The sequence below is a fragment of the Weizmannia acidilactici genome, from assembly GCF_008974225.1.
In the GTDB taxonomy this organism is placed as follows: domain Bacteria; phylum Bacillota; class Bacilli; order Bacillales; family Bacillaceae_C; genus Weizmannia; species Weizmannia acidilactici.
The window spans coordinates 20,659-38,825 of sequence record NZ_BKZR01000010.1; the positions used below are offsets into that span (position 1 = coordinate 20,659).

Genomic DNA, 18,167 nt, shown 5'->3' on the forward strand with positions numbered 1-18,167 from the left:
GAAAACTTATTTGGACATATTTAAATTGGTGCTGATTTTCATTTTAATCGCACTTTCCGCTTTTTTTGTAGCTTCAGAGTTTGCAATCGTAAAAATCAGAAGTTCCCGGATTGACCAACTCATTGAAGAAGGAAACAAAAGAGCGATTCCGGTAAAAAAAATCATCACAAACCTTGATGAATATTTATCAACCTGTCAGTTGGGCATTACCATCATTTCACTTCTGCTCGGATGGATCGGAGAAGAAACCGTCTCGCATTTGATCGGCCCTGTGTTTGGGATGCTGCAATTGCCGCAGTCTTTTGCAGCAGTTGCTTCCGTGATTTTCGCTTTTACCCTGATCACTTTTGCCCATGTTGTGGCCGGCGAACTCTCGCCAAAAACAATCGCGATCCAAAAAGCGGAAACCATTGCGTTTCTATCGGCAAGGCCGTTAATTTTATTTCATCGGCTGATGTACCCGTTCATATGGGTGTTGAACAGCTCTGCACGCCTGATCACGAAAACGGCCGGGCTGGAACCCGCATCCCAGCATGATGTTGCCCATACGGAAGAGGAACTGAGGATTATCCTTTCTGAAAGCTATAAAAACGGTGAGATCAATCAATCGGAGTTTAAATATGTGAATAAAATATTCGAGTTTGATAATCGGATCGCGAAAGAAATCATGGTGCCGAGGACGGAGATTGTTTCCCTTTCCAAAAACGACTCCCTCCAAACTTTCCTGGACCTCGTACAGGAAGAACGGTTCACCCGCTATCCGGTCATTGACGGGGATAAAGACCATATCATCGGGATCATTAATTTAAAAGAAGTGTTGACTGATATGCTGCACAGGAAACAGACACCCCCTCCTCCGCTTGAAACGTATATCCGTCCGATAATCCGTGTCATTGATACCATCCCAATTAATGAACTTTTAATTATGATGCAAAAAGAACGCATCCATATGGCGGTATTGATTGACGAATACGGCGGCACAAGCGGTATTGTGACAGTCGAGGATATTTTGGAGGAAATTGTCGGGGAAATCCGTGATGAGTTTGACATGGACGAAGTGCCGCTGATCCGGAAAGTCGCAGACGGGCACTTTATTATTGATTCAAAAGTGTTGATCAGTGAAGTAAACGACCTGCTTGGCACCCATATTTCAGATGAAGACATCGACACAATCGGCGGATGGATTCTAACCGAAAAGTTTGAGGCAAAACAGGGCGATGTGCTGGAATACGGCGGATATGAATTTACAATCAGTGAAATGGAAGACATGCACATCCGGTACATCGAAGTCAAAAAGAAAGCCGGACAGGCAACAAAGCAAAAACCGAAGCAGGAAACCTTTCCAATCTCCAATACCGAGATCGGCCATCCCGAAATGCTGAAAGCCTTCGAATAAGGAGTACCGGACTGGGGCGGACAGCCGTTTGTCCGCCCGCTTTTTCGACATTCCCCAATTTCCCGAGAAATAATTTGTTGAAATTTGTTGCAGGAATCAATCGAGTAGGAGGAGGTGACTAGCCCCCGTCCTCTCACACCACCGTACGTACGGTTCTGTATACGGCGGTTCAACCAAATAAATGGCGCTTGTCACAATACTTTTCATACAGGCTTTTCAGCCCTTGGTGATTCCATTAGGAGTTACCAAGGGTTTTGTGTAATATTGGACTTTTAGAAATTCGCCAATATGCTTTCCTTGAGTTTCCCCATTCATATGCTTTATGCGGGGCTACCCCAAGCTGAATCAGCTTCTTGACCTTCGTTTTCGGTTTCTTCCATTGTTTCCACAAAATCATTCGAAGCCTTCTTCTAATCCAGGCATCTAATCTCTGGAATACACTAGGAGTATCGGCAAGTGCGAAATATCCGCACCAATCCATTAAGTATTGATTGAGCTTTTGTATCCAAGCTTCCATTGGAATTGCTTTTGATCTTCCAGTTATTTCCCGGATTTTCTGCTTCATTTTCTTGATACTTTTATGAGCGATTCTGACTTTTGGTTCTTTGTTCGCCGTAAAGCTGAATCCCAGATAATCCCTTTTCCAGGGACGGTCAAGGGCTGTTTTCTCTGGCGAAATCCATAGCTGTTTTCGGAGAACTCCGGGTCGAAGATTGGCATCAAGGCTTGATTCAGTGCCTGTTGGATGAGTCGGTCCATCACGGTAGGAATTCCTAACTTCCGTTTGCCGCCGTTCGGTTTCGGGATTTCGACCCGGCGGACTGGCTGCGGTTGATAGGCTCCCTCAAGCAGTGAAGTACGAATTTCTTGCCAATGTTCCATAATATACGGTCGTAATTCGGAAACCTGCATGCCGTCGACACCGTGACTGCCTTTGTTTCTTTCCACACGATGAAGTGCTTCCAGTAAATTTTCACGTGATAAGACCTGTTCCATCCTCATGTGTATTGCTCCTTGCGTGTGTTTTCTCTTCTTTCAATAGACCTGTTCTGGCTCCACCCTCTTGAGGTCCCTCATGGAATTCACCACTACTTTCCTCAAGTAAGTCCACTATGGATTGTCTGTGTCATTGCCATACAGAATTTCCAGACGAAAACTTCTCTTTGATTGTTCAGTCCTTCCAAAACGGGAGCGACCCGTATTGTACTATGACCTCTGCTGACTTCTGACTGTTCAATAACCTATCACTAGGCTAGTTACCAACTTAGTCGGCGTACCAGTCAGACCTCCCTGGGTAAGACTGCACTCTTTTCCTCCACCTATCTGCCTCATTTACTCTGTATCACCTTTGGCAGTATGGACTTTACTTTGTTCGGCAAGCTCATCCAATGATACCTAGCCTTGTATGAGGTTCGTGTTCCTCGAGAATCGGAGGTTTGCCGCTCGCTTCCTTCAGATTCCGCATCACTACGGACACCCTTGCGTTAGGCTATCGCTACTACTGCCTTCGCGTTTCGGGACTTTCACCTTATAGCGTGCAGCCATGCTAGGCGCACCCCAAAAAGCGTGAGCGATTCAATGATAATCGCCCACGCTTTTTTGCGCTCCGGTCCTCCCGTACGCCTTCAATTCTTTTTATAAACCGGATGCAGCTTGCTCCCTTCCAGCACTTCGAATAGTTCTAAACGGGATTTGGTGCAGGCCGTTTTGATACCCATCTCCGAAAAACTGGATACGACCTTTTTTAAATGATCATGATTTTTTTTCATATGATCACCCCATGTATATATTTTACTTCCGACATTTTTCCTTACTTATGTATTACCCTTTATCCAATATCTTACACGAAATACCTTACGATTTTATTAAAATTCTCAGTTTTTTTCGTGAGAGGCCTGTGGATTTGACAAAAGGTATGATCATCATGATTCATTTCTAATATAACAAAAAATCAGGAAAATTGTAAGGGGTTTCATAGATATTTTTCTATCGCTATCATCAACGGACAGCACCTTGTAAATATTTTCGTACCAAAAGATTATACTGGACATCACAACGGATATATATTACGATAAATAGTTGAATTATATTTCGGATGCACGGGAGAAAAATGCAGCCACCATTTACCGCTTTCTCCCATACTCATATTCTCTGGATGCAAGGAAGTATGCCTACCAAAATGTCCGGCCTGTTGAACGATTTTGCCATGAAACTTCAAAGCTATCTTCAGCCTGAAAGAGAGTCCCACCAAAATCTTGTCCAAAAAGGGCTGTTGTTGTACCGCCAGCATCTTGTCTATGGAAAACGGGTTTCGGGGCGGTTTTTAACCGGGAAAGTCCAGGACGTTTCGCCGGTGGAGTGCCGGCTGGATCTGGAAAACCCGCTGGATTGCGAATGTTCCTGCCCGCAGGACGGTTTTTGCCGCCATCAGCTCGCTTTATTTTTCTCTGCGTACAGTGAAGAAAACAGCGTGTTTGATTGGGTGCAGCAGTGGAAAAGCCGGAGTGCTGCCGGGCAGATTCTGCAATCCGTCAAACGGGCAAGCGAGCTTCTGAAACAGAAAAAGGATGCCTACTCCCAACCAAGCATCACGCAATGGCTGGCTGACTTTCATGCCGCTTTTCAGGAAATAAACAACCGCCATGAATACTTGATGGATATTTCTGCAAGGCAGGTATACCGCCGGCTGACCGGTTTTTTGCCGGTTGAACAGGAATGGGAGCCATTGTACCGGTTAATCGCCGCTTATGAAATGTTTAAATATCTCAACCGGATCTGCCGGGAAAACGAATTTTTTTCATCAGCTTCCTTGCTGCGCTTTTTTGTTGAGGAAGCAGAAGACTCACTCGTCCGGCTGTCGTCCGGTTCCATTCCGTTTGCTTATGATCCGTTTATCGGTTATTTGCGCGATGACTGCTGGTGGCTTGCGGACGGGGAATCCGTATATGAATTCGATTCAGTTGACTTTTACCGGATGCTCTGGTCCCGACTGCTTAAAAATGCCAATTGGAGAAAGCAGGAAGCCGAACGTTTAAGGGCGAAAATTGTAAACGGAATTGACACAGGAGAAAAGCTTTCTTCTGCTGCGGTGCTCTGCTTCATCCACCAGGCATTTTTGTCCGGGAATGACGATACGGCCCTGAACACATTGGAACAGCTGGCAAATAGCGGGATGATGACGGCCGTTTATATACCTTATTGGCTGGCGGAATTGAACATGCATCATTCGGAAGGCAGGCTGTACCGCTATATTTCCGCTTCACTTCCGATGGTTTCGGCCTTCTTACAAACATGCAGGGATGCTTACGACAGGCTTTCCTATATGCGCCTTTATTTCCGGTCTGTGGATGAAAAGGCTTTGGCGGAGCATCAACCGAGATTGCTGGAAAAACTGTACCGGACGTTTTTGCCCTCCAGCTCCGCGAAATACGGCGATCATTTGTTTTCCAAAGAGCGGTACCACAAATGGGTTGAGCTCCAGCTTTTGATCGGCAATCAGATTGAAGACATTGAAAAAGAAAAACTCAATTTGATTGCAAAGCAAGAACCAGAAGCCCTCCTCCCGCTCTACCATAGGGCGGTAAATGCCTGTATCGCAGAAAAAAACCGCAGTTCTTACAAAAAAGCGGTCCGGTATTTAAAAAAATTAAGGGCGGTTTATCGGAAGAAAAAAGAGGAAGACAAGTGGGATTCGTTCTTTTATGTTTTAACGCAGCAGACAAAAAGGCTGCGCGCTTTTCAGGAAGAATGCAGGAAGGGAAAACTAACCGATGCGGATGGAATATGATGTAAAAATTAATATAGAACCATTGCAGAAAGGACGCTATTTTTTGTTTGCCGAGGATGAATCAGGCAAAGAGATTGCTCCCCTTTATTGGAAGCCATCTCTTTTTATTTGGCATGAGGAAAGCTATTACGGCTCTTTCATATCGTTTACGTCTCACGGCGGGCATCATGGCATCGGGATCGACAGCTATATGCTCATGTCCCTTCTTGGAAAAGAAAGCTTCAGTTCAATGCTGCGGTGGGATTGGGATGAGCGGGGACAAATCTATTTGGCCGCCGCCCCTGTTCTGCTCGAGTCCGTTTTAAGCGGCGGATGGCTTGCGGAAGCCGCATCCCTTCCAGAAGAAGATCAGCCTATTTTTGAACTCCCGCAAGCGGTGATGGATGAATTCGGCCCGCTTTTTTGGAGTCGGAAGCTTGGCGGGAAACCTTTGAAAACCGTGTTGGCCGAATGGTACGGGGAAGCCGTGCGTTCTTTTATCGATAGCCGGCCGGGGATCAAGCCGCAGCTGGGCATGTTGCGGAAATCCGGTTTTACAAAACAGGAACTTGGCTTGTATTTCGACGAAAAGCGCTTCTCTATTTGGACCGGTGATGCCGGCCTCCCTTTTTCGATTGGCATCCGGCTTTCTGAACCCGCCCATGATGGTGGCCAATGGAAATTGGAAACGGTGTTGAGGGATCGGGCCAAACCGGATCGGATGCTCGTCTATCCGAGGCAGAAACTTTACAAAAAATGGAAGGAATATGAAAATGCTATCCGGCTTGAGCAGGCAAGGTGGATCAAACTGTTCCCTTGGCTTAAAGACGAAAACGGAAATTTGGCAGAACAGCTGGAAGAAAAGCTGGCATGGGAATTTTTAATCCATGCCAGCGAAAAGCTGCTCTCGCTCGGTGTCGATATTCTGCTGCCCCCGTGGTGGTCTTCCGTCAAAGATGCCAATATGCGGCTGAAAGCGAAAATGAAACAACACGCCAGTTACCGGTCCTTCCTCGGCCTCAATACCGTACTCGATTTTGATTGGCGCATCTCGTTAAACGGGACGGAATTGAGTGAAGAAGAATTCCGGAACCTTGTAAACGGGGGGCGGCGCCTTGTAAAAGCCGGCGGGGAATGGATCAAACTTGATCCGGCGATGATCAAATCGCTGCAGGCGCTCATGGAAAAAGCCAAAAAAGAAGGCTTGCGCATCCAGGATCTGCTCGGGCAGGAATTAGCGCCCGAAGAAGAGGAACCACCCGGTGAGGGGGATGCGCGCGCATTTACCCAGATTCAAATTGAGCTGAACCAGTCATTAAAAAAATTTGTACGGACATTATCAACCCTGTCGGAAATCCCTGCCGTCAAAATTCCGGATGGGTTTAAAGGGCATTTAAGGCCGTATCAGCAGCTCGGGTTGAATTGGCTAGTATTTTTGCGGAACTGCCGCTTCGGGGCCATTTTAGCGGATGATATGGGGCTTGGCAAAACCGTGCAGCTCATCTCCTACCTTCTCCATGTGAAACATGCGGAAAAACCGGAAGTACCGGCGCTGATCATTTGCCCTACGTCTGTTTTAGGCAACTGGCAAAAAGAATTTGAAAAATTTGCCCCTGATTTAAACGTTGCCCTCCATTACGGAGCGGGCAGGGAAAAAGAACAATTGGACAAGTATTACGGAAATGCTGATGTCGTTTTAACCAGCTACGGGCTGGCGCATATTGATTTTGAAGAACTGTCTTGTGTTGAATGGAGCACGGTTGCCCTTGACGAGGCGCAAAATATCAAAAATGCGCAAACGAAGCAGTCAAGGGCAATCCGGAAACTGAAAGGGCGGCACTATATCGCTTTAACTGGCACGCCGATGGAAAACCGCTTATCGGAACTGTGGACGATTTTTGATTTTACCAATAAAGGCTATTTGGGGAGTCTTCCGCAATTCCAAAAGCGTTTCATTGCCCCGATCGAAAAAGACGGGTCTAAAGAAAAAATCCGCGAGCTGCAGGCGCTCATCAAGCCGTTCCTGCTGCGGCGGACGAAAAAAGACCCGGAAGTCGAGCTGAATTTGCCTGAAAAACTGGAGCAGAAAGAATATTGTCCGCTGACGGCAGAGCAGGCGGCATTGTACGAAGAAACGGTACAGAGCGCGCTTCAGCAACTCGATACATTAAGCGGATTTGGCAGAAAGGCCCTGATTTTGCAGATGCTGAACCGCCTGAAGCAACTGTGCAACCATCCGGCCCTTTTCCTGAAAGAAGAAAAGCCTTCCCTTCTCTTGGAAAGGTCGTATAAATTGGAAAAACTGGCCGAATTGGTGAATTCAATTTTAAACACGGAAGAATCGTGTTTGATTTTTACACAGTATATCGGCATGGGCGAAATCATCCGGCAAATGATCAGACAGCAATTCGGGCTCAAAGTCCCGTTTCTGAACGGGAGTATGCCGAAAGCAAAGCGCGATTACTATATCCGGGAATTTCAAAACCAGGCGTTCCCTATTTTCCTACTCTCGCTAAAAGCCGGGGGAACAGGATTAAATTTAACGGCAGCCAATCATGTGATCCACTATGACCGCTGGTGGAACCCGGCTGTAGAAAACCAGGCAACCGACAGGGCGCATCGCATCGGGCAGCGGAAATTTGTCCATGTCCATAAATTCATTGCTACCGGCACTTTAGAAGAAAAAATCGATGAAATGCTCAAGAAAAAGCAGGCATTGAATGACGAAATCATCCAAAGCGACGACTGGATCACGGAACTGTCCAATGCCGAGCTGAAACATTTGGTCATGCTTGAAGGATAATGGGCAGCCGCCCGCATCTTCTATGATGTGGAGCGGCTTTTTCCATTTAATCTTGCTTTAAATTCCTCGATTAACGCCTCGCCCTCATACCCTTTCTGAACCAGATCCCGTAATACCTTTTCTGCAAGCGCAATCCTCCTCGAACGCATTGTCCCTTCCAGCAAAACGCTGACCGTTCCGCCAAATTCTTTGATGCCGCGGACATGGGTCGTCAGCGGGGCCGGGTCGTTGTTCTCATAAGTGATGACGACTTCCGTTTCCAGTTCTTGCTGATTTTTTTCGGCTTCGGCAAAAAACGGGGCCTGCCCGCTGTCCATATAAGCCTCAATCAGCCATGTGCCTCTGCCGTCTTCTTTATTGATAATCAACCCGTCAATAAAAGGGATTTTCTTCCGTTCGCCGGATTTTACAATGGAAAGCGATACAATTTTAAACGTTTTCATCGTTTCCCTCCCTGTCCATTTGGCAAAATTATACCATACTTTTTCTAAAGCTTCCCTGCCGCAAACCCTTTATAAATTTTCCGGATTTGCGGTTTTTGGCTGTTTTTCATGCCGAAAAATGCAAAAATTGCCCGGGAAAAATTGAATTTTGCCGGATCAGCATGCCCAATTTTTGAAAAATGCCGATTTTACACAAAATTGTAAAGCCATTAAGATAGAAATAGAAAGGGGGTGGCACAGTTGATCAACCAGGTCACTTTGGTCGGGAGGCTTACAAAGGACCCGGAACTCCATTATACCGCGGACGGAAAACCCGTTTTAAATATCACTTTAGCTTTAAATCGCCATTACCGCAATCAGTTTGGCGAAACACTGACGGATTTTGTCCAGTGTACGCTTTGGAATAAAATTGCCGAAAATACAAGCAAATATTGCGGGAAAGGTTCGATACTCGGCGTTATCGGCAGAATCCAGACCCGCCATTATGACAATAAAGAAGGGAAAAGGGTGTACGTCACGGAAGTCATTGCCGATACAGTCCAATTTTTAAGCAGACGGCCGGAAAACAAACCGTTGCAGGAAGCCGGCCAAGGAGGGTAAGATGTTTTGGAAGAAGCTGCGAAAAGGTTGGATGCGCTCGAACGGGTACTGGCGGACATGATTGTCAAACAAGGATTGATCAATCAGCAGTTTACCATCTTGATGGCTGAAATGAAAAGGATCGATAAGCAGCTCCGCAGTATGTCCGTCCAAGTGCAGTACAAAAACTAAGTTTTTTTACTTTCCTTTTTCATTTTCCTTTCTTATCGAATGATTCCCCAAATTTCCCCATCAGAAAGATTTTTTCAAAGACTCCCCAACGATCCCCAAAATATTTTCAGTCAGCTGTTCGCACAGCTGATTTTTTTATGTAAAAAAAGCGATTAGGCAAACGACCCTCCGCTTTTCTATTTTCCCAGGGCAAACATAATTTCAGCTTCGCAAGCGAGCTCGCCGTCGACTGTGGCAACGGCTTTGCCTTTTCCGACCGGTCCTTTCAGGCGGATGATTTCCACTTCAAGACGAAGCTGGTCCCCCGGCCTTACCTGCCGTTTAAACCGGCATTTGTCGATTCCGGCAAACAGCGCCAGTTTGCCGCGGTTTTCTTCTTTTTTCAAAATGGCGACCGCCCCCACCTGCGCAAGGGCTTCAACAATCAAAACGCCCGGCATAACCGGGTACTCGGGAAAATGCCCGTTAAAAAATTCTTCATTGCCCGATACATTTTTAATGCCTACCGCACGTTTCCCTTCTTCGACTTCAAGAACTTTATCGATCAGCAAAAAAGGGTAACGGTGCGGAATAATTTCTTTAATCTGTTGCAAATCAAGCATTGGCAAATCCTCCATCATTTAAAAATCGGCCGTTAAGAACGGATGCTGTTCACAAGACCCATCATCTGGTCCGATATTGTAATGGCCCTCGACTGCAGCTGATAAGAACGCTCAGCTTTGATCAAGTCCGTCATTTCCATCCCAAGATCCACGTTCGATTTTTCAAGGGCGCCCTGCTGCATGGAGATCTGGCCGCGGTTTGCACCCGACAAGTCTGTATAAATTTGTGCGGCATTTACATTTTGCGGCAGCTTCAGCAGATTATTCCCGTCCTGTTCCAGCACTTGCGGGTTATTCATTTGGACAACGCCAAGGTTAAAACTTCCTGTTGTGCCGTTTGCGTATGTAACCTGCAGCCTCCCATTCTGATTGATGGCATAATTTTTAACGTTACCTTGAATCATGATCATGTTGTCATACTCATCTAAAACCGGATTTCCGTTCCCATCTGTAAGCATGCTTGTATGATTCCCAACCGGGGTAACTTCCAATGCACCGGCCCGGGTAAATTCCACTTCGCTCATGCCGTTCGTTTGCACGAGCACTTTCAAATACTGGTTTTCTTTTGTAAAAGCGATATCAAGGGCGCGGCCAGTATTCTCCAATAGCCCTTGCGAAGTGTTGTAAGCCGTCTGGGCCAGTTTTGCACCAGTGCCGATCCGGATGCCGTCCGGCGTTTTCCTTCCTACTTCTTTTGAAACAACCGGCTGGTTATTGATCTGCTGGACAAGCAGATCCGTAAATGTCGCCTGTTTGCTTTTATAGCCTGTTGTATCGGCGTTTGCGACATTGCTGCTGATGATATCAATTTTATTCTGCAACTGCCTGAGCGAATTTGTTGCTGTGATCATGGATTGATTCATGGCGGCACCTCATTTCCGATTAAACTTTGCCGACGTCATTGACCGCTTTGCCCAAGCTTGAATCATAAGCCTGCAGCACTTTTTGGTTGGCTTCGAAAGAGCGGTACGCACTGATCATGTCCGTCATTGTTTGTGTTTCATCCACATTGGAAGCCTCCAAATAGCCCTGTTTGATCTGGAAGCCGATCCGCTGGGCGTAAGCATTTGGAAGCTGTGCGTTATTTTGGAGCGTGTATAAACCGTCCCCTGTTTTTACGAGCAAATCCGGATTTTGGGCATACGCCAACCCTACTGTATCCACATATTGGCCATTTTCCGTAATGGCGCCGGTTGGATCAACAGAAAAATCGGTACTGTTGACTTGAATGCGGCCACCCGCAGTATTCAGGACGTAATTTCCGGAAGCAGTCGTTAAATATCCTTGTGAATCGACCGTAAAGTTTCCGTTCCGCGTATATTTTATATTGCCACCGCTGTCTTCAACAGGAAAGAATAAACGGCCTGTAGATGCAGGATTATCAACAATGGCCAGATCGGTTTTGTTGTTTGTTTCTTCAAGGGAGCCCTGCGTAAACAGCGGGATGGTCTCCTGCATGTAAACGCCGGTTGCCAGCGACCCGACCGAATGCTCAATCTCGCCTGTTGTCCCGTTTTTATTCATATAGCTGAGCAGCATCTTTGGAAACGACCGCATCGATGATTGGTCTGCTTTATAACCGGGTGTATCTGCATTGGATAAATTATTGACGAGCATATCCGTTTTCCGCTGTTGTGCAATCATTCCGGAAGCCGCTGTATAGAGACCTCTTAACATCGCCATCCACCTCACTGGAAAAGTGTAACGGGTGCTTTTCCGTTTTCATCAAACGTTTGATTAAACAAGCCTTCTTTTTGAAATCTTATCAATGTTTTCAAGCATTAAGCCTGTCCCAATTGCCACTGAACTCATCGGGTTATCCGCCACCAATACCGGCACTTTGATTTCTTCGGCGAGCAGCTGGTCGATGCCGTGCAGGAGGGCGCCGCCGCCGGTTAAAATCACGCCGCGGTCGATGATATCAGCAGAAAGTTCAGGCGGAGTTTTCTCCAATACATTTTTGGTTGCATGCACAATCACGGATACCGATTCGCGCAATGCTTTTTCAATTTCGGAAGATTTGACGGTAATTGTGCGCGGAAGGCCGGAAACCATATCCCTCCCCCTGATGTCCATTTCTTCATTACGGGCACCCGGGAATACCGTACCGATATTGATTTTGATGTTTTCCGCCGTGCGTTCACCGATCAGGAGCTTGTATTCCCTCTTGATATATTGCAAAATCTCATTATCAAACTTGTCGCCAGCCATTTTAATGGATGAGCTTGTCACAATGTCGCCCATCGATAATACGGCAATATCCGTTGTTCCTCCACCAATGTCTACAACCATATTGCCGCTCGGCTGGAAAATATCCATTCCGGCACCGATTGCCGCCACTTTCGGTTCTTCCTCCAGATAAACGTTTTTCCCGCCGCTTTTTTCTGCCGCTTCACGGATTGCTTTTTGTTCAACGCTTGTGATATTCGTCGGGCAGCAAATCAGAATGCGCGGTTTGGATAAAAAGCCCTTGACATTCAGCTTGTTGATAAAGTGCCGCAGCATCGTTTCCGTCACATCAAAATCGGCAATGACACCGTCTTTCAGCGGACGGATCGCCACAATATTCCCCGGCGTCCTTCCCACCATGCGGCGCGCTTCCTCCCCGACAGCAAGCACTTTATTGGCCGTTTTGTCAATTGCCACAACAGACGGCTCATTTAACACGATGCCCTGGCCTTTAACATGGATCAATACGTTAGCGGTGCCCAAATCAATTCCAATATCCTTTGCAAACATGAATGTGCTCCTTCCTCATTTTCCATACTTTATAGGACGATTTATCTATAAGCAGTCTATGAATGTCTGTTTTCTCTAAGTAACTATTTTACCACATTCTTGTCGAGTTTCGGGAGGATTTGTCAAATTTTATTTTCCGCATTTTGCTGCTGTTGCAGCCTCGGAAATCACCGGGGACATGTTTAGAGGGACTTTCTAAGAAGCGGACTTTTTGTCCCATCAAAAAGAAGCAACCGCCTGTTTCGGTTGCTTCTTTTTGAACGTGGAAACCGGCTGCCTCTGGTGGGCTTATGCAACCGTTTTGCTATTCTGTAACTTGGTATTCTTCCTTTTTATACTTCTGCTTCGTTGCTTCCCCTCCGCGCAAGTGGCGGACCGATTTATGGTAATCCAATATATTCTTTACTTCATTTGCCAGTTCCGGGTTGATTTCCGGCAGTCTTTCCGTCAAATCTTTATGGACAGTACTTTTGGATACGCCAAACTCTTTCGCAATCACGCGAACCGTTTTTCTCGTCTCCACGATATACTTTCCAATCTTGATAGTCCTCTCTTTGATGTAATCGTGCACACTACTCGCCCTCCCCAAAATTGGATGTGAGGAGTGTGAAATGAGACTCGCTGACCTCAGATTCGTACTGTATCCCGCAGTCGTTCCTGTCAAGGGCAGCTTCTGCGGCAGAAAGTCAATTCCTTTCTGATGCTGCAAGAAATAAACAAGTCTGTAACGAAAACGCTCCCGTATTTAACGATTCCTCACCTCAAACACTCTCGCTTTTTGTCAAGTTTGTAACAGTTTATTAGCTTGGATTACATTTTATGCAAAAAAACAAAAGAAAGGGCCGGCCGGACGGCTACTTGCACGCATAAAAAAAGGATAGAGCCTTTCTGTCCTCTATCCCTTAGGGAAAGTTGTTATTTGCTTCCCTGGCCCGCAGACGTGTCTTCAGAAGCCTGGTTTTGTTTGGATTGGCTGTTGCCGGAGGTTGCATCCGGAAGTTGGACATCGCTGACTGGTTTATTGAAATAGTTTTCCGGATTGACTGCAACATCGTCTTTGCGGATTTCAAAGTGGAGATGCGTGCCTGCTGCTTTGTTCAGTTCGCTTTGGCCGGCTTTTGCAAGTAGTTGGCCTTGTTTTACTGCATCCCCTTCTTTAACGGCAATGTCTTTCACCGATTGATATTCGGTGACGACACCTTTATCATGTTCCACTTCAATGACATTCCCTAAAACTGCATCTTCCTGCACTTTTGTTACCGTTCCGCTCATTGCCGCGACAACATCAAAAGATTTGCCGTTTGTCATCGTAATGTCAATGCCCTGGTTCGGCTGGTAAGTGTTTTCGTATACGACAAGTGCAGCTTCCTGATCTTTCACCGATGCGTTCGGATCGTAAAATTTCTTCTCGATTTTAGCCATTTCAGGATGTTTCACCGGCATTTTGAAATTTTCAACCGCTTTATTGACTTCTATTGCCCGGTTTTCGGAATTCTTCTGGCTGATGGATGTGTCACTCGAGAATTTTTCTTTCGCCGAATTGCTTCCCAGCGATTGGTACCAAATAATCCCGGCAATTAACAGCGCCGCGCTGGCTAAGTAGAGCGCAGGATATACCCAGCGTTTTTTTAAGAAATTTTTTATGTTCTTTGGTTGAGAAGGCCGTTTCTTTTCTTCCTCTCTCATTTTCATCACCTCAGCAACCATTCTGAACATTTCTTTATTTGTTTATACATAGATTTTAAAAAATTTTTAAGACGCTGCTCCCCGGGTTATTTTTCCGCCAGCATGCGGGGATTGACAATGGCATCAATCGGTACGATCTCCACTCCTTTATAATAATACGTAACAATGGCTTTATAATCCTTTCCTTCCTTCGCCATACCGTTTGCGCCATATTGGCTCATGCCGACACCGTGCCCGTAACCTTTCGTGGTGACCACAATTTCATTGCCTTTTCTGACCCATGTAAAATCCGACGAAGGAAGGCTGAGTTTATCCCTGACCTGCCTGCCGGTAAAGACATTGCCGGCGATTTGGATTTTTGCAACCCTTTTCCCTTTTGTCCTGGATAAAACGGTGCCCATATCGTTGGAAGAAAGTTTGATCCCGAGCTTTTGTTCAAAAACAGGCACAGATATGACCGTTTCTTTTTTAAATTTTGGTGAAGTTTTATCCCACGGGCTTTTAACGCTTTTTAAATAAGGAACCGGGTTTGTCCAGTAATCTTCCGCATTTTCCGTATAGCCGTTGCTTGTGGAAAAGAAGGCCGCGTCAATCGGCTTGTTGTGGTAGGTGATAATTTCCCCTTTTGTGGCTGAAACTGCTTTTTTGATCTTATTTAATTTTGCCCGGTACTGTTTTCCCCAAATCTTTTTCAGCTCATCATTGCTTAAATATACTTGGTCATTTACCGTATCTGTTACATCGGCATTTTGCGGTAAATCGCTGTTGCCGCCGTATAACAGCCGGTTCACAATGAATGTGCGCGCCGTCAATGCCTGAGCTTTCAACGCTTCCATCCTGAACTGTGCCGGCATTTCCGCAGCGACAACACCTGCTACATAGTCTTCCATCGGCATTCGGTCAATCTTTTTTTCCATGCTTCTATACACTGACACTTGGATTGAATCCGTTTCTTTCTCTCCCTTTGGCTGTTTTTTTTCATTTAATTTCCCGCTGGCTTTTTCGTTCTGGAACGGAAGAACAACAAGGGCGGGGATGAGAAAGGAAAAGGCGAGAACGAGGATGGATGCAATGATAACGGGTTTGATTGGTTTCATGCCTGATGCCTCCATATGTTTAGGTGGTGGAAAACCTATACTCCAACTTATGGCTTTGGACAAGCATTTATGAATAAAAAGTCAGGAGGCGGCAGGGTTTAAAATTTGCCTAAGGCGTCCATACTGGAAATATGGCTTCAGGTAAAAAAAAACCCTGCACATGGGGAATATGTACAGAGATTTTTATCCAAACTAGAGATTGGCGTCGGCAACCATTTGATTTTGATTAGCCAGCATAACTTCCGCTTCATCGTCGACTCTTTCAATGTCTGCCCCAAGTGCAGCCAGTTTGAGATGGAAGTCCAAATATCCGCGGTCAAGGTGTTTTAATTCTGTTACACGGGTAATGCCTTTTGCAGCCAGACCCGCAATAATCAAAGCAGCAGCAGCCCTTAAATCGGTGGCAGCAACTTCAGCGCCCTGCAAATTGCAAGGACCGTTCACAATGACGGATCGCCCTTCTATTTTCAAATCAGCATTCATGCGCCGGAATTCTTCCACGTGCATGAAGCGGTTTTCAAATACGGTTTCCGTAATGACGCTTGTTCCTTTGGCACACAAAAGTAATGCCATCATTTGCGATTGCATATCAGTCGGAAAACCCGGATACGGCATCGTTTTAATATCTACAGCTTTCAGTTCTTCAGGGCCGATCACCCTGACCCCGTTTTCTTCTTCAATCACCGTTACGCCCATTTCCTCGAGCTTCGCAATTAAGGAAGAAATATGTTCCGGCACTGCCCCTTTTACCAATACATTCCCTTTTGTGATTGCAGCAGCAACCATGAACGTCCCTGCTTCAATCCGGTCAGGTATGATGGTATGATCAGCAGCGTATAGCTTCTTTACACCTTCTATTTTAATGGTTCCTGTGCCGGCGCCTTTTACATTTGCGCCCATTTCATTTAAAAAGTTGGCCAGGTCGACAATTTCAGGTTCTTTAGCGCAATTCTCTATGATTGTCTGCCCGTCGGCCAACGATGCAGCCATCATAATGTTCTGGGTCGCACCGACACTTGGAAAATCAAGGTAAATTTTTGCTCCATGCAAACGGTCGGGCACGGTGGCTTCAATAAAGCCGTTTCCTACATTTACTTTTGCCCCCATCGCTTCAAAACCTTTTAAGTGCAGGTCAATAGGGCGGGAGCCGATTGCACAGCCTCCCGGCAATGCCACTCTCGCCTTTCCGGTTCTCGCCAATAATGGGCCCAACACTAAAAAAGATGCGCGCATTTTGCGGACATATTCAAACGGTGTTTCAACCGATAACTCCCTTGATGCATCTACAGTGATTTTATTTTCATGAAACGATACACCAGCATTCAGGTGGCGCAGTACTTCGCTGATTGTAAATACATCGGAGAGTTTTGGTACATCACGTATAATGCTTTTTCCTTCACTTGCCAATAATGATGCAGCGATCACAGGCAGTACGGCATTCTTTGCGCCCTCTACTTGTACGGTGCCTTGAAGCCTGTTCCCGCCGCGGACGATGATCTTTTCCAAGAGTATTCCCCTCCGCGTCCATATTCTCTATATTAATATTCAATCGTAATGATAGGTGTGCCAATTACGACTGTTGTCTTACCGCCCAAACCGCTGTTTCTTAAGCCGATTTGCACATTCATTTCCCTTTTTTTTACAGCTAAGTCTTCCGAAAACTTCGGCGAGTATCCGGAAACCGCATAAAAATTTTTTTCTTCCATTGTTTCAATTTCTGTAGCATCAAGACGTTTCAGCAATGCCTTTTTTTCATACAACAAAACATTATCAATTTTATCACTGAATTCGCCTTTGATACAAGAGAAAACCATGGGTTTTTCCGCATAAAGTATACCTGTCCGGTCTGACACAAGTTGATTGATTTTGCGCATTTCTGCTTCGTCCCAGCCTTGCCCTTCCACTTCGTAAATTAAATACGAACCGGATTTGCGATTTGTAAGGGTCGACATGAATTTTACGGTTTCGACATAATGGCTTTTTGCCAACTTGCCCACAAGCATCTTTGAATGCCTGTCCTTTTCGAATTGCCATTGCATTTCAGGGAAATGTCTTTGCAATTCCCGCACCTTTTCATTCCAACCTTCCGGCGAAAGCTGGCCAAGGGTTTCTCTCGTATATAAAGACCATCCAGTCACTTTGCCACCCATCTGTTCAACGGACTGCTGAAACAGCTGTAATTGACCTGTAAAATGGGCTGCATTTGTCTTATTCCCCATTACAATCAGTGCCAAACTAACCGCAACAATTACCGGCCAAATGATTCCTAATTTTCTCATCTTCTTTCCCCCTCTCCCTTATTAAAAGTGTTAACAAGAGAGCATGGGGACATACGAGGTAAATGTCGTCAAGTTTTGACACTCTATACATTAGTATAATGAATTTTGTCTAAAAAAGCATAACTAAATTGTAGACAATATATGATTTTTTGGGAACAGGAAAAATGAACCATTTATTGGCCTTGTTAAAGGGGTTATCCTGCAAAAATAAAATGAAATAATAAGGGTAGGTGTTGCGCCCAAAGTAAATAATCGAGAAAAAAATTGCTGACGCTGTACCCGATTGCGACTGAAAGAAAAATATACAGCAGTTTTGCCTGGATCACGCGGTTTTTCTTCAAAATCTTTTCAATGTTGATAGCTTGAAGGATCCAAAAAGTCATACCGATGAAAAATAAATTGGTAATGATGCTGATTACGGCCTGTGTCCCGAAACCGGCTGTCATCGGCACCCACTCCTTTCCCGAAAAATGGGCCGTATCTGGTTGACTTTTCCCGGCCACCAATACGTGCCGCCTTGCACACAGGGCTTTTTTTCATAAAAGCCCCGCAAATTTTGCACTCAAATAAAAACACCTTCCGAAA

The 18,167-nt window shown here is 45.7% G+C and carries 17 protein-coding genes and 1 pseudogene; 5 read left to right on the plus strand and 13 right to left on the minus strand.

Annotated elements, in window-relative coordinates:
- Positions 1–10 precede the first annotated feature (10 nt).
- A complete protein-coding gene (locus GBH70_RS05270) occupies positions 11–1,396 on the plus strand; it encodes a hemolysin family protein (RefSeq protein WP_151680062.1) in 1,386 nt (461 codons plus the stop codon).
- A gap of 169 nt (positions 1,397–1,565) precedes the next feature.
- On the opposite strand, the pseudogene GBH70_RS05275 reads toward GBH70_RS05270, so the two are convergent.
- Positions 1,566–2,398 (minus strand): annotated as a pseudogene (locus tag GBH70_RS05275) (group II intron maturase-specific domain-containing protein).
- Positions 2,399–3,021: 623 nt separating this feature from the next.
- Positions 3,022–3,165, minus strand: coding sequence for an Lmo0850 family protein (locus GBH70_RS16660; RefSeq protein WP_172967446.1), 144 nt, complete (start codon positions 3,163–3,165; stop codon positions 3,022–3,024).
- Between the two features lie 398 nt (positions 3,166–3,563).
- Between GBH70_RS16660 and GBH70_RS05285 the strand changes: the two genes are divergently transcribed.
- Complete coding sequence (locus GBH70_RS05285; protein WP_253693520.1) at positions 3,564–5,183, plus strand: SWIM zinc finger family protein; 1,620 nt, start codon at positions 3,564–3,566, stop codon at positions 5,181–5,183.
- A complete protein-coding gene (locus tag GBH70_RS05290) occupies positions 5,167–7,965 on the plus strand; it encodes a DEAD/DEAH box helicase (RefSeq protein WP_151680063.1) in 2,799 nt (932 codons plus the stop codon). Before GBH70_RS05285 ends, GBH70_RS05290 begins: the two co-directional genes overlap by 17 nt.
- A gap of 20 nt (positions 7,966–7,985) precedes the next feature.
- On the opposite strand, the gene GBH70_RS05295 is transcribed toward GBH70_RS05290, so the two are convergent.
- Positions 7,986–8,408: a YwpF-like family protein gene (locus GBH70_RS05295; RefSeq protein ID WP_151680064.1), complete on the minus strand. Its 423-nt coding sequence runs from the start codon at positions 8,406–8,408 to the stop codon at positions 7,986–7,988.
- A gap of 240 nt (positions 8,409–8,648) precedes the next feature.
- Here GBH70_RS05295 and GBH70_RS05300 point away from each other — a divergent pair, with 240 nt between their 5' ends.
- Together GBH70_RS05300 and GBH70_RS16665 are read left to right on the plus strand one after the other, a co-directional pair.
- Complete coding sequence (locus GBH70_RS05300; RefSeq protein ID WP_151680065.1) at positions 8,649–9,008, plus strand: single-stranded DNA-binding protein; 360 nt, start codon at positions 8,649–8,651, stop codon at positions 9,006–9,008.
- 6 nt (positions 9,009–9,014) lie between these two features.
- A complete protein-coding gene (locus tag GBH70_RS16665) occupies positions 9,015–9,179 on the plus strand; it encodes a hypothetical protein (RefSeq protein WP_172967447.1) in 165 nt (54 codons plus the stop codon).
- A 176-nt stretch (positions 9,180–9,355) separates the two neighbouring features.
- On the opposite strand, the gene fabZ is transcribed toward GBH70_RS16665, so the two are convergent.
- The 10 genes from fabZ to GBH70_RS05350 all read right to left on the minus strand — a co-directional run bounded on the left by fabZ (position 9,356) and on the right by GBH70_RS05350 (position 18,028).
- On the minus strand, positions 9,356–9,781 hold the full coding sequence (fabZ, locus tag GBH70_RS05305) for a 3-hydroxyacyl-ACP dehydratase FabZ (RefSeq protein ID WP_151680066.1): 426 nt from the start codon (positions 9,779–9,781) through the stop codon (positions 9,356–9,358).
- Between the two features lie 32 nt (positions 9,782–9,813).
- Positions 9,814–10,644 carry a flagellar hook-basal body protein gene (locus GBH70_RS05310; RefSeq protein ID WP_151680067.1) on the minus strand — a complete coding sequence of 277 codons (831 nt, stop codon included), beginning with the start codon at positions 10,642–10,644 and terminating at the stop codon, positions 9,814–9,816.
- 19 nt (positions 10,645–10,663) lie between these two features.
- Positions 10,664–11,458, minus strand: a complete 795-nt coding sequence (locus GBH70_RS05315; protein WP_151680124.1) for a flagellar hook-basal body protein — start codon at positions 11,456–11,458, stop codon at positions 10,664–10,666.
- A gap of 60 nt (positions 11,459–11,518) precedes the next feature.
- Positions 11,519–12,520: a rod shape-determining protein gene (locus GBH70_RS05320; RefSeq protein ID WP_151680068.1), complete on the minus strand. Its 1,002-nt coding sequence runs from the start codon at positions 12,518–12,520 to the stop codon at positions 11,519–11,521.
- A 304-nt stretch (positions 12,521–12,824) separates the two neighbouring features.
- Positions 12,825–13,091 (minus strand): sporulation transcriptional regulator SpoIIID, encoded by a 267-nt coding sequence (gene spoIIID / locus GBH70_RS05325; protein WP_151680069.1) that lies wholly within the window; start codon positions 13,089–13,091, stop codon positions 12,825–12,827.
- A gap of 344 nt (positions 13,092–13,435) precedes the next feature.
- Entirely contained in the window at positions 13,436–14,206 is a 771-nt protein-coding gene (gene spoIIQ / locus GBH70_RS05330) for a stage II sporulation protein SpoIIQ (protein WP_151680070.1), read from the minus strand.
- An 86-nt stretch (positions 14,207–14,292) separates the two neighbouring features.
- A complete protein-coding gene (gene spoIID / locus GBH70_RS05335; protein ID WP_151680071.1) occupies positions 14,293–15,303 on the minus strand; it encodes a stage II sporulation protein D in 1,011 nt (336 codons plus the stop codon).
- Positions 15,304–15,495: 192 nt separating this feature from the next.
- On the minus strand, positions 15,496–16,809 hold the full coding sequence (gene murA, locus GBH70_RS05340; RefSeq protein WP_151680072.1) for a UDP-N-acetylglucosamine 1-carboxyvinyltransferase: 1,314 nt from the start codon (positions 16,807–16,809) through the stop codon (positions 15,496–15,498).
- A gap of 32 nt (positions 16,810–16,841) precedes the next feature.
- Positions 16,842–17,582: a YwmB family TATA-box binding protein gene (locus tag GBH70_RS05345; RefSeq protein ID WP_151680073.1), complete on the minus strand. Its 741-nt coding sequence runs from the start codon at positions 17,580–17,582 to the stop codon at positions 16,842–16,844.
- Between the two features lie 194 nt (positions 17,583–17,776).
- Entirely contained in the window at positions 17,777–18,028 is a 252-nt protein-coding gene (locus GBH70_RS05350; RefSeq protein WP_151680125.1) for a DUF1146 family protein, read from the minus strand.
- Between the last annotated feature and the right edge of the window lie 139 nt (positions 18,029–18,167).